General features: G+C 38.6%; 12 protein-coding genes. 4 read left to right on the plus strand and 8 right to left on the minus strand.

Annotation, left to right across the window (positions count from 1 at the left end):
• Positions 1-9 precede the first annotated feature (9 nt).
• A complete protein-coding gene (locus HH214_RS18725) occupies positions 10-768 on the minus strand; it encodes a DUF4905 domain-containing protein (RefSeq protein ID WP_169610224.1) in 759 nt (252 codons plus the stop codon).
• A 106-nt stretch (positions 769-874) separates the two neighbouring features.
• Between HH214_RS18725 and HH214_RS18730 the strand changes: the two genes are divergently transcribed.
• A complete protein-coding gene (locus tag HH214_RS18730) occupies positions 875-1,354 on the plus strand; it encodes a Dps family protein (RefSeq protein ID WP_169610226.1) in 480 nt (159 codons plus the stop codon).
• A gap of 84 nt (positions 1,355-1,438) precedes the next feature.
• Here the strand turns inward: HH214_RS18730 and HH214_RS18735 are convergent, their stop codons facing one another.
• Entirely contained in the window at positions 1,439-2,953 is a 1,515-nt protein-coding gene (locus HH214_RS18735) for an OmpP1/FadL family transporter (RefSeq protein WP_169610227.1), read from the minus strand.
• Positions 2,954-2,985: 32 nt separating this feature from the next.
• On the minus strand, positions 2,986-3,876 hold the full coding sequence (locus HH214_RS18740; protein WP_169610229.1) for a hypothetical protein: 891 nt from the start codon (positions 3,874-3,876) through the stop codon (positions 2,986-2,988).
• Positions 3,877-3,979: 103 nt separating this feature from the next.
• Between HH214_RS18740 and proS the strand changes: the two genes are divergently transcribed.
• The 3 genes from proS (at position 3,980) to HH214_RS18755 (ending at position 7,522) form a co-directional block, all read left to right on the plus strand.
• Positions 3,980-5,452, plus strand: coding sequence for a proline--tRNA ligase (proS, locus tag HH214_RS18745; RefSeq protein WP_169610231.1), 1,473 nt, complete (start codon positions 3,980-3,982; stop codon positions 5,450-5,452).
• Positions 5,453-5,528: 76 nt separating this feature from the next.
• Positions 5,529-6,668, plus strand: a complete 1,140-nt coding sequence (locus tag HH214_RS18750; RefSeq protein ID WP_169610233.1) for a cystathionine gamma-synthase — start codon at positions 5,529-5,531, stop codon at positions 6,666-6,668.
• 77 nt (positions 6,669-6,745) lie between these two features.
• Positions 6,746-7,522 (plus strand): TIGR02757 family protein, encoded by a 777-nt coding sequence (locus tag HH214_RS18755; protein WP_169610235.1) that lies wholly within the window; start codon positions 6,746-6,748, stop codon positions 7,520-7,522.
• A gap of 150 nt (positions 7,523-7,672) precedes the next feature.
• On the opposite strand, the gene HH214_RS18760 is transcribed toward HH214_RS18755, so the two are convergent.
• The 5 genes from HH214_RS18760 to HH214_RS18780 form a co-directional block, all read right to left on the minus strand.
• Complete coding sequence (locus tag HH214_RS18760; RefSeq protein WP_169610238.1) at positions 7,673-9,226, minus strand: carbohydrate-binding domain-containing protein; 1,554 nt, start codon at positions 9,224-9,226, stop codon at positions 7,673-7,675.
• Positions 9,227-9,389: 163 nt separating this feature from the next.
• Entirely contained in the window at positions 9,390-10,241 is an 852-nt protein-coding gene (locus HH214_RS18765) for an alpha/beta fold hydrolase (RefSeq protein ID WP_169610239.1), read from the minus strand.
• Positions 10,242-10,290: 49 nt separating this feature from the next.
• Positions 10,291-11,346 carry a nucleoid-associated protein gene (locus tag HH214_RS18770; RefSeq protein ID WP_169610241.1) on the minus strand — a complete coding sequence of 352 codons (1,056 nt, stop codon included), beginning with the start codon at positions 11,344-11,346 and terminating at the stop codon, positions 10,291-10,293.
• Between the two features lie 61 nt (positions 11,347-11,407).
• Positions 11,408-11,773 (minus strand): helix-turn-helix domain-containing protein, encoded by a 366-nt coding sequence (locus HH214_RS18775; protein ID WP_169610243.1) that lies wholly within the window; start codon positions 11,771-11,773, stop codon positions 11,408-11,410.
• A gap of 63 nt (positions 11,774-11,836) precedes the next feature.
• Positions 11,837-12,139 (minus strand): hypothetical protein, encoded by a 303-nt coding sequence (locus HH214_RS18780; RefSeq protein WP_169610245.1) that lies wholly within the window; start codon positions 12,137-12,139, stop codon positions 11,837-11,839.
• Between the last annotated feature and the right edge of the window lie 125 nt (positions 12,140-12,264).

The raw sequence follows: 12,264 nt of genomic DNA on the forward strand, positions 1-12,264 counted from the left end.
CTATACAGTTTATAAATTCAATACCTTAATTTCTGATCGATCTTTTATATAGACCAGTTTATTTTGGTACATAACAAACGCCTCGGGTTGCAACTTTTGTATATTAGTATTCAATATATCTTCAAAAATTAGCTTATTACCACTAATGATGTACAAATATTGTACGAGTGTACCTGCCCGAAGCGCGTGCAAAGATACAATTCTGAGATTATTGTATTCCAAATAATGCACATTGTTTCCATAAGGTTCGGCAGGTAGCGGTGGCAGATTATTAGGTATAGTAATTATTTGTGGCAGCAGTAAAGGTTGCACAAGTTCGGTATCAATAGAGGGCTGGTAAGTGCGTATCTGAGTGCCATTTTTAATGTCAGCCAGATTATATTTAGGGGGATGTAACCGGCTGTCAAATAAAACAGGACCATTAATACTTAGGTGATCAAAGCTGAGGTTGAAATTACTCCATAATAAATTTCCGGTAGAAGCCTCAATAGCTGCTAAACCCTTGTGAGTAGGTCCATTTTCGGTTTGATAGAAATGTAATAGCAAAACACCGTCAAATGCAGCTTCAATACCAGTAAGCCAGCGTTCATCAACGGTGTAGTTCTTGAAGTAAGTTTCACCATTGTTTAGATTAATAGCAGCAAAGTTTACATTTCGATCGGCAATCATGCGTATTTCAGCAAATAGTATATGGTTTATAGGGTCTATTTCCATTCGCCAAACTTGGCCGTCAAAATGTTCAGCAATCACTAACTGCAATAATGGCATGATTAAAAATAGGTTTTTCTAATGAATCCTTATGTCAAAATATAGCTTTTTTCAAACACTTAAAGGGCAATCATGTTCAAAGAGTAAATAAAAATATAGACATATTATGGACGCTAAAGAAATAAGCTTAAACGAAAAAGATGTACGCCCAGTAGTTGATTTATTAAACGAATTACTGGCTAACTACCATATTCATTATCAAAAAATCAGAGGTTGTCACTGGAACATCAAAGGACATAACTTTTTCACGCTACATGTTAAGTTTGAAGAAATGTATACCAATGCTGTACAAACTATTGATGATTTAGCTGAACGTATTTTAACTTTAGGTAAACCGCCATATAGCCGCTATGCTGATTATATAGCTATTTCAAAAATTAAAGAAATAGATACCATTGGCCAAACTGATGATTATTTAGTAAAAGCATTGGTTGATGACATGGCTTCACTGATTGAGTTAGAACGTGAAATTCTAATTGCCAGTGCAGATGCTGGTGATGATGGTACCAATGACATGGTAAATGGCTTTATGCAGTACAAAGAGAAAAACACCTGGATGCTGCGTTCATTCATCAACCAGGATTAATTTTGTATCGATTACAGTATAAACAAAGAACGCCGGCTAATTTTAGCCGGCGTTCTTTGTTTATACTGTAATTGGATTATCCAATTAAAAGCGTACACCTACTGTTAGATAAATATTGTTGTAGTTGTTTTTCAAACTTGCTGTAGGCTGATCGATATTGCCTGAACCAAAATCAACAGCATAGGTTGAGTTATATGCATTTTGAGTGATATGCATATAAGTAGCATCAACATAGTATTTGCCAAAACGGTAACCTATACCTCCGCTAGCTGTTTTAACGTCACCTTGAACATCTTTACGAGGGGTACCTTGAATGCCGTAACCTCCACGAAGAAAGAAGTTATCAACCACACGAGCTTCTGCACCTACACGAGCATTAACAGCACCTTTAAAGTTCTGACGAATATAATCGTTATCATCATTGCTGCTATCATAGCCACTTAAACGTGTTGATTTATAATCTACGTAATCAACATCACCGCTAATAAAGCCAAATTGTTTAATGAAGAAAGCTAAACCGCCGCTTACTTTCCAAGGTGTTCTTAAATTGTAATCAGTTCCATAGGTGGTACCGTCTTCAGGAAAGCTTTGGGTAGTGTACCGGGTAGATATACCTTCATAAGTATTATCTCTGATTGAATACCAGGTAGGTGAACTGATAGTTGCACCTATACGCACTACATCATCAGGTTTATAAATAAAACCGGCTTTTAAATTAATACCAGTACCTGTGGTAGATTGATCGGTAATAAAATTTGATGTATAAGGGGTTTTAAAGTTATATAACTCGTTGCCACTTTCAATAAATGTGCTGGTGTTATCATAACGTAGTGTAGCTAGCCCTAGGCTTGCACCTAAGTAAAATTTATTGCTATAATTGCCACCCAAAGCTAAATCAACTTCTGATTCGCCCCCTCTTGAACTAGTTAATTTTGTTTGATTAACACCTGTAGCCACATTTGAATCATAAACATAATAGGTACCATCTTTACTCAATCCAACCGGATCAATCAGATACTGACTATAAGCAAGGCCTTCTAAGCTGCCTTGTGGAAGTTCTCCTTTGTTGCTTGCTGTATTGTAAGGGTTAAGCGTAGCTAATGAAGCATAATAATTAGTTATAGAGCTGCTTGGATTTTGCCCGGTATAATAAACATTTTGGTAGAAGTTATTGGTACGGTTATAAGCTACACCAAAGTTTAAGCTTAGCCAGCCTTTGTTTTTATCAGCGCCACGGGCAGTATTAAGTCTGGAATAAAAAACTGCCGCTGCATTGTTTAAATTACCGCTGCTATTATTGGCGCTGCCATTTTGATTGAAGAATACCGACTTCGAATTAGCAAAATTTAATTCAGGTGTAATGCTGATTTCAGATCGGGTAAAAAAGCCGACACCGGCAGGGTTGGTACTGATAGAAGATACATCGCCACCTACTGCTTGTGAGGCATTGCCGACCCCTTTAATACGAGCACTTGAACCATACTGGCCGCCTGAGTATTTGATAGCATCGTTAGCAAAAACTTGTGATAGCGTTTGCGCGAAACTATTGCTGGTGAGTGCTGTAGCAGCACCCACTAATAATAAATATTTAAATTTCATACAAAAGATTAAATAATGTAATAGGTATTTGTTTATGGTCTGCCTGGTCTACCACCGCCAGTGCCACCACCACTTCTGCCACCACCACCAAAGCTGCTTGATGAAGGGTTAAAGGCTGGTCTTTCAACCGGACGAGAGATGGTGTTTATGGTTCTGTTTCCGGGGTTATAAGAAGTGCCATTATTGAAGCGGCTAGCTGCAGCTCTGCCTGGGCTGATAGTATTAGCACCTCCATATACACGCGATGGACGGTTAGGCGAAAACATTACGCCACTAGCTCCATTACGACCAATGCGGCCAACGGAAATTGAATTACCATTTGGCGTATAGCTAACTCTTGCAGGTCGGCCATTATTAGCATAAGATCTGGAAGCTGAGTAAACACCCCAATAAGGATATCCGCCACCATAACCTATACCCCAAGCTGAATAAGGGGAGTAACCATAACCATAATATGGATAGCCAAAACCTAAACCAAATCCGAAGCCATATGGGTAACCAAAGCCAAACCCAACGCCAGCATAAGGATACCCGTAACCAAATCCTGCATAATATGGACTGTAGCTGTTGTAGTAACCATTATAAAATCCATTATCGTAGCCACTGCTATAGCCATATGGTGTGTAGCCATAGTAGTAACCATCATAATAGCTGCTGAACGGAGATGCATATTCAAAACGATTTATGCGCGATTCATAACTATCGTAGTAATAGTAGTCGTCATCATCTCCACTGTAAGTAGTATAACGTTCATCGTCACTAATCGGCTGGCGGTATTCAGGCTGATCACCTGCTTGAGCATTACTATAATACACATCATCGTCCACATTGCGGTGTGCCGATGCCATTTTGTTGGTGGTGGAACAGGACGCAAATGCCAGCGCACCACACAGAATAATAGTTTGTATAAAGTTCCTTTTCATTTTTCAGGAAGTTAAAAGTTGAAGTTTAAATAGCATTTAAATTTATAAATTTGGCAGCAATAATACACATTTCAATAGTCAAAATCTGTTCCAAATATACACTATGAGCAAGGGAATAATTAGTAAAGAAGAAGATTACTCACAATGGTATAATGATCTGGTAATAAAAGCTGATCTGGCCGAATATTCTCCGGTTAGGGGCTGTATGATTATTAAACCATATGGATACTCTATCTGGGAAAAAATGCAGGCCGTACTGGACAAAATGTTTAAAGAAACCGGGCACAGCAATGCCTATTTTCCACTGTTCATTCCCAAGTCATTCTTCTCAAAAGAAGCCAGTCACGTAGAAGGGTTTGCTAAAGAATGTGCGGTAGTAACGCATTACCGTTTAAAAAACGATGGTGAGGGTAATATTATTGTAGATGAGGAGGCAAAATTAGAAGAAGAGCTTATTGTTCGGCCAACTTCTGAAACCATCATTTGGAACACGTATAAAGGCTGGATACAATCTTACCGGGATTTACCAATTTTGGTAAACCAATGGGCTAATGTGGTACGTTGGGAAATGCGCACCCGATTGTTTTTACGTACTAGCGAGTTTTTGTGGCAAGAAGGCCATACGGCACATGCTACAGCTGAAGAAGCAATAGCTGAAACCGAGCAAATGCTAAATGTATATGCCGACTTTGTTGAAAACTGGTTGGCTGTTCCGGTAGTAAGAGGGCGTAAAACACCTAATGAGCGTTTTGCAGGAGCTTTGGATACGTACTGCATTGAAGCTTTAATGCAAGATGGAAAAGCATTACAAGCGGGAACTTCACACTTTTTAGGGCAGAACTTTGCCAAAGCTTTCGATGTGAAGTTTACAAGCAAAGAGGGCAAACTGGATTATGTGTGGGCAACTTCATGGGGCGTATCAACCCGTTTGATGGGTGCTTTAATCATGTCGCATTCTGATGACGCCGGTTTAGTATTACCTCCTAAATTGGCTCCAATACAAGTAGTAGTAGTACCAATTTATAAGCACGATGAAGAGCTTGAAAAAATATCTGCCTATGTAAAAAGCTTAACTGCTGAACTTAAAGCTAAGGACATATCTATAAAGTTTGATAATCGTGATACACAACGTCCAGGTTTTAAATTTGCTGAGTATGAACTAAAAGGCGTGCCGCTACGTGTAGCTATTGGTAGCCGCGATATGCAGAACGGTACGGTTGAGTTAGCCCGCCGTGACAATAAAACGAAAGAAACGGTTAAGCAGGAAGGTTTGGCTGAGCATATCGAAAACTTACTGGAAGAAATACAGCAAAGTATCTATCAGAAAGCCTTAAACTTCCGTGCTGAAAACACCACTGAGGTTGACGATTATGAAACCTTTAAACGCCTGTTGGATGAAAAACCAGGTTTTTTATCGGCACACTGGGATGGTACTGCTGAAACGGAGCAACGTATAAAAGAAGAAACTAAAGCCACTATTCGTTGTATTCCATTAAATAATAAACAAGAAGAAGGCAAATGTATCTTAACTGGCAAACCATCAACACAAAGGGTATTATTTGCCAGAGCTTACTAGTTGCGGGTGGTGTGTGGTGATAAAAGCTGCTCACTCGATCTGCAATTTGTACTTGAAAACTTGCAACTATAAAGTTATGAAATTCGCAACCAAAGCTATACATGCAGGGCAGGAGCCCGATCCAACTACTGGCGCAGTAATGACGCCAATATATCAAACATCAACCTACTGGCAAAAAGCGCCGGGTGATAATCAAGGTTATGAGTATTCACGTGGTACTAACCCAACCCGTAAGGCATTAGAGGACTGTTTAGCCGCTTTGGAAAATGCTAAGTTTGGTCTGGCTTTTTCAAGCGGTATGGGTGCTACCGATGCTGTAATGAAGTTGTTAAAACCTGGTGATGAAGTGATTACTGGTAATGATTTGTATGGTGGTTCGTACCGCATTTTTACTAAAATATTTGCTAACTACGGCATCAAGTTCCATTTCTTGAACTTGCACGAGCCTGAGATTATCAATGAGTATGTAAACGAGAACACCAAAATGGTTTGGATTGAAACACCAACCAATCCAACTATGCAGGTGGTGGATATTGAGGCAATTGCAGCTATCAGCAAAGTTAAAAACCTGATGCTGGTGGTAGATAATACTTTTGCTTCACCTTATTTGCAAAACCCAATTGATTTAGGTGCCGATTTAGTGATGCATTCCGTAACCAAATACATTGGTGGTCATTCAGATGTAGTAATGGGTGCATTGATGATGAACGATGAGGAGCTTTATAAACGCTTATGGTTCATTTATAATTCGTGCGGTGCTACACCCGGACCAATGGATAGCTTTTTGGTGTTACGCGGTATCAAAACGTTACACTTACGCATGAAAGCACATTGTGAAAACGGCCGCCAAGTTGCCGAGTTTTTAAAACAGCATCCTAAAGTAGAGCGTATCTTCTGGCCTGGCTTTACTGATCATCCAAACCATCACATTGCTAAAAAGCAAATGCGCGATTTTGGTGGTATGATCTCCATTGTATTAAAAGATGCCGACTTGCAGGAAACTTTCCGCATAGCCTCAAACTTTAAAGTGTTTACTTTGGCAGAATCATTAGGTGGAGTAGAGTCGCTCATTAATCATCCAGCTACCATGACGCACGCTTCTATACCTAAAGAAACCCGCGAGAAAGCTGGCGTGGTAGATAACCTATTGCGCATCAGTGTAGGGGTAGAGGATATTGAAGATTTGTTGGAAGATTTGAAGAACGCATTAAGCTAGAACTAAGAATTAAGAGCTAAGTTGAAATTATATATTATTGAAAAATCATAAGCTTTCTTGGTTCTTGATTATCCTACATGGTTACCGACGTTAAGGCCTTTTTAGATGCTAAAGTAGCACAGTACAATCGTCCTGAATTTATTCAGGACGATCCTGTTTGTATACCTCATAGTTTTACACGCAAACAGGATATAGAAATTATTGGCTTTTGGGCAGCTATATTGGCTTGGGGGCAGCGCAAAACTATTATCAGCAAGTGCCGTGAATTGATTGCTTTAATGGATGGTGCACCTTACGATTTCATTATAAACCATCAGGAGCCAGATTTGAAAAAGTTACTGTATTTCAAACATCGTACATTTAATGATGTAGATACATTATATTTCATATCTTTTTTCCGGCAGCATTATGAAAAGCACGAGAGTTTAGAGGATGCATTCTTGCCGTTATCTGGAGATTTTAGTGCCGAAGCTGTACTTAATCACTTTCGTTCTTATTTCTTTTCTTTACCCGATTATCCCCATCGTACCAAAAAACATGTATCATCGCCTGCACAAAAATCAACCTGTAAGCGCCTAAATATGTTTCTGCGCTGGATGGTGCGTCAAGATGTTTGTGGAGTAGATTTTGGTTTGTGGAATCGCATCCGCCCAGCGGATTTAATTTGTCCCTGTGATTTGCATGTAGATAGAGTTGCTCGCAAATTAAAATTAATTACCCGTAAACAAACCGATTGGCAAACCGCTGTTGAACTTACTGAACAGTTGCGGGAGTTTGACCCTAATGATCCGGTAAAATATGATTTCGCCCTGTTTGGGTTAGGTGTGGAGGAAAAATTTAACTTTAAGTTGTAGCAAGTAGTTAAACAATAATTGGTAGACAGTAACAATTATGATGAGCTGTAAGGTATTTGCTGGTTAGTAAATAACCCATATTATTGCAAATCAAGTACAAAAGAAAAGGTGCTTATGTACATAAGCACCTTTTCTTTTGTACTTACATATTTAGTTTCTACTAATGCTGCCGCCAATTTGCGTAACCATGCTGCTGGTAGTAAATGAGGTAGACTTAGTACCTTTAACATAAGAACCACTCAAGTATAAGCCATTGAAGTTTGTACCTGTAGCACTACCACTTGTATAAACATTGTAAGTGGTGCTTCCTTTTAGTTTAGCGCTGGCAAATAATAAAGTACTATATGATTCTGGTGCTAAAAAAGTTAATGCTTCTGTACCGCTAGATGATTCAATATGAATAATCTGATTAGCTGTACCACTACCCATAACTACAGAATGCACGGTAGATGCAGTAGCGCTTGGGCCGCTGGTAGCACCACCTATGCCTACTACTATACCGCCAGTAATTTTAAGTGTACGTGCATCACAGTCAATACCAGCTTCCGGGGCTTTGGCACCAGCAGCTATAACTTTGCCACCAGTAATAGTGAATGTTCCATTAGAATCCATCGCATCATTGCCGCTACTGTAGCAGTAAATACTACCGCCGTTAATATATAGCGCAGTTCTGGCATTCAATCCGTCATCAACAGTATTGGTATTAATAGTGCCCTTGTTTATGGTGAGTACACTTTTACTTTCTATACCTTCGCCACCGGTAGTTTTAATAGTTATGCTGCCACCGTTAATGTTTACATAAGGCGTTATGGTCGCATCTGTTCCGGTGTAAGATGCTGTGATACCATCATCAGCAGTATTCAATACTAATGTACCACCATTAATAATAATATGGCCTTCTTCAGCTTCAATGCCATCACTTTGAGCAGAAACTGTTAGTGTTCCGCCATCAGCAATAAAAGCATCGTTGGTGTGTATGCCATCTTTAGCAGCACCCGAAACAGTGATACTTCCGCTACGAATGCGTACATAGTCATCACTGGCAATACCGTGTTTGTTATTGCCTTTTACAGTTAAACTACCATTACCAGTAAAAATTATTTGTCCTTCGCTGAATAAAGTTCCCTTCATATCTTCGGTGGAGGTGGCATAAGTAGAACCATCAGTTAATGTGTTAGTTGTATTATCTGCTACCACAATGAAAGACCGTTTAGAAGATTGTATGTTAATGGCTGGGCCATCATTATTTGTAATGTTTACACCATTTAATGTAAGCTTGAATTTTTTATCGCTATAAACTTTTACCGATCCATTGGTTGTAGTGCCGGATAACTGATATTCTACAGCATTACTGGTGGTTGAAGTAATAGTCACATCACCGTTGCTTTGCGTAATGTTTACTCCGCTGGCTGACAGCGGATTGGAGATAGTAATGGTTGACCCAAAGTTGATAGTAACTACATTAGAGAAAGTAGAGTTTTCAACCAAGTCATCTGCATTATAGCCAATTTCTGTTGAGCCTTCAACAGTACCGCTGGTAATAGCGCTACTATCAATGCTAACGGTGGTTCCAGTATCAGAACTGTCAGATGAGCTGTTCTTTTTGCAACCTGTAAAAGCTAAAGCTAGGGCAGCTATAATTAGGTTATATCTGACTACTTGGGGTAATCTCTTTGAGATAAAAGGGTAAGTCATTCGGCTCATAATTTAGTATTTGATAGATGAATTTCTTCAAACTATAAAAATACCGACGTTTACCGCTCGTAATAAATTTGTATCGATGAGTTAGACAATAGTATCGATTGATAATTTTTATATAAAAAGGAAAATAAAAAATCGGGGTTGTATGTTACAGTATCTATAAAAGTCAATCTTGCACAAAATCTAAAATCAATTTATTCACTTCAGCTGTTTTTTCATGGTGCAGCCAATGAGTAGCATCATCAAGCATAACCATTTTCCCATTTGTGCACCAGTTAACGCTTTGTTGTGCCATTTCTGCACTTAAATAAATATCTTTTTTACCCCAGATAATCAATGTGGGCACATTTATTTTGCCATAGTTTTGTGTAGGTATGTATTTAAATGCGCGATACCAGTTAAGCATGTTAGTGAGCGCACGAGGCTGTCGCCAAGCTTGTTTGTACTGCTGTAAATCATGCTGGCTGAATGTACCTGCATTAGAACTTTTCAAGAAGGTCCATTCCAAAAATTTGAAATTATATGCTCGGCATACCACTTCTGGTATTATACGAAGCTGGAAAAAGCCAACATACCAGCTTTTTAGCATTTGCTTAGGGCTAGTTTTGAAGTTCTGAGATTGAACCTGCGGATGTGGCATGTTCAGAATCACCAGCTTTTTTAATAGCTCAGGATATTTAAAGGCGAATATCCAAGCTACACCACCGCCCCAATCATGCCCAACCAAAGTGATTTTTTCAGAAGTGATTTTCTTAATGAAAGCTGCTAAATCTTCTACCGCATTTTCTAGCATATAGGCCTTAACACCTTTAGGCTTACTGGTGAGGTTATAGCCGCGTTGATCTGGAGCTAATGCGTGAAAGCCCTGTGTCGCAAAAAAGGGGAGTTGCTTATGCCAGGCATAGCTGAACTCTGGAAAGCCGTGTAAAAAAATAATGGTTTCAGTATTACCCTCGCCTTCCTGTAAAGTGTGCAACCTTATGCCATTTACATCATCCAATCGCTCCTGCATAATCATACCTTTACTTATTAAAGCGTATACAGGTTCAATTGTTTAAACTATATATTTACTCTTCTTCTTTAAAATATACTTTATAATAGTTCATGTGCTTTTCTTCATCAAAACCTTTTTCAATTAGCTCTTTATCGCCATGAATGTAAATGTGAAAGTTTCGATCCAGCTTTAAAACACTTTTGTAAACACGAGCCTGCTTTTTTACAGCATTATCTGATATCTCAAAGGTGTCAGGTATTTTAGTTTCAAATTCCTGTTCGTACTGATTTTTGTAGTTCTTGAAAGATTCAATAGCCTGATCGTTACCTAATACTTCGCCGGTAAACTCATCCAATTCAAAAGTATCTTTCTCCTTAAAATACTTCATGGAGCGATTCAGTAAATCAATCTTATCGGCTTTGCTCATCTCAAACTCGTCATCCAGCTTTTCAGTAACGAAGTTTTTGTAAATGCTTAGTGTGTTGTTGGTTTGGTTGAAATTGTCGTTCCTGATTTTAAGTTTCAGAAATTCATCTTTCCAATACACGGCCTCTTGGTTACGGTTGGTTTGATCAATGGCGGTTACTTTGTAGCCTTCTTCAGCTTGTGTATTAAAAATCAAGCAACCTTTATCCAGTTTATTGATATTAATAGCATTTTCTTCATAATCTACATTAAAGCCGTTATCTTGTGGGTAAACTTTCAAAAAGGTTTCTTTAGTTTCTGATTTAAAGATGCCTATAGCGTCTAATAATTCACCCTCCAGTTGTACACTGTTGAAGTAAGCTACATATATTTCGCCTGCCTTAATTTTAGGATGACTTGATACGCTGTATAAGTGTTTAGCTATTTGTTCCGACATTTGATGGAACTTGCTGTTATCACCAAATATTTCAGTACAATAATGATAAATCTCGTTCAAATGTAAATCGTCACCAGGATGCATTAAGTGATATACCTCGTTCGTTTTCTCAAACGGTGATAAGAAATATTGCATCAGCAACCGGGGAATAATTTCATCCTTTAACGCCAGTGGTGCGTCAGACAAAGCATAGCGTTCATCCTGTAACGGGTTGCCCACGTGGTGAACAGAAATGGTATCAAGTGAAGCCTCAAAAAAAGTAACCATAGTTTTGAGGAGGCAAGTAAGCAAAAAAAATGCAGTACGTACTTATGTGTTGGTAGTTTATTTATCCGGCTTGTTGAGTGCGATCTGTCTGTTCTTGAACTCTAAGTCCTTCTAACTGCATTTCAAAAGCACGCATGCGCGCATGCAAAATGTCAACCTCTGTACGGAGCATCTGTATTTCAGTAATCAATTTGGGAGAGTCGGCTTTGTTAATCTTGCGTTCGCCGCTACCCAGTATCAACCATTCAGGCGAATACTTGAGCTGAAAGCAAAGTTTACGAATTAGATAATAGCTAATTTCCTGCTTTTTATTGATGACTTTACTGATAAAGCCCTGGTCAACTTCAATGGCTTTAGCCAGCGCCAATTGTCCGCCGTGTTCTTTTACAATAATCTTCAGTCGCCTGATTAATGCATCGTCAGACATAGGTACTTATTTGTTTTTGCAATGATAAATATTCTTTGCAAAAAAGAACAACCCGGTGCTGGATTATATTTGACGGCTTAGGCGATCAAGTTTGCTAAGATAATCGTCTGATGCTGTTCCTTTTTTGGAAATTGCTTTATTCAAATTGTTCAACGAGCTTTTTATACTTACTTGTCTACTAGAGGCTTGCTGTGCAGTAGTTTTGTTACTGATAACTTCAGCTTTTTGCCGGGAAGCTCTTAATTTATATAAGGGTACTACGTTTTTGTTCTGCTTAAGTATTTGCGTAACGTTTTGTTCCTGTTTGTTCAGGTAGCAGATAATAAATACAATGGCTATTAAGCCGGCAGAAAAGTATATAATCATGCGGGTAGATGTTGAATATATATGTTTGAACATCTATACGCTGATTTTTATATTAAGTTACATAACGTTCTAATCTATAATAAAAAGTTTATAACAAATTAAACATTGTAATCGTAAATCAGTCG

Origin of the sequence: Mucilaginibacter robiniae, from assembly GCF_012849215.1 — a bacterium.
Taxonomy (GTDB): domain Bacteria; phylum Bacteroidota; class Bacteroidia; order Sphingobacteriales; family Sphingobacteriaceae; genus Mucilaginibacter; species Mucilaginibacter robiniae.